Origin of the sequence: Kitasatospora sp. NPDC059817, assembly GCF_042731835.1 — a bacterium.
Lineage (GTDB): Bacteria > Actinomycetota > Actinomycetes > Streptomycetales > Streptomycetaceae > Kitasatospora.
Map to the genome: position 1 here is coordinate 29,365 of NZ_JBHWIR010000092.1, position 625 is coordinate 29,989.

The window sequence follows — 625 nt, forward strand, 5'->3', positions numbered from 1 at the left end:
GGCTCGGGGGGTGCCGCCGCCGCGCACCGGCAGAGTACCTCACTCGCGGCGAACGCAAAATCTATGCGCGCCGGAGTAGACATTGCCCGTGGGCTGGTCTAGCGTTTCTCTCGTAGACAACAGTCGGCGATACCGGCAGACACGAACTGGCCCGGGTTGTTGGACAGAGTTCGCGGTTCGGTCCGGCAGCGGAGTTCCGAAGCCAGGCAGGTGCAGGACGGCGACGGGACTGGCTGCCGGACCGGGCGGCCCGCAGGTATCAGGGGCCGCCACCAGCGGTATCCATTAGTGCGCGGTTCAGTGTGCAGTACCGGCAGTCACGAGAAGGCAGGACCTCGGTAAAGGCGCCCAGGCTGCGGGCGCGCGTGCCGAGAAGTCCGGCAGTGGGGTTCCGAGCCGACGCAGGTGCACGACGGGCGACGGGGCTGGCTGCGGGAACAGGTGGGCCGCCACGGCCACCGACGGGAAGACGCAGTTCAGCAGGTGCAGTACCAGCAGTACGAAAGTGACAGTGCAGTCCAGAGGATGAGTGGAGGGACAGCGCGCCATCAGGATCGCCCGGCCCGTGAGTAAGTCGCCCGGGCGGATTCCGAAGACCCCAAGGCAAGGACGGTGGTTTCCGGTC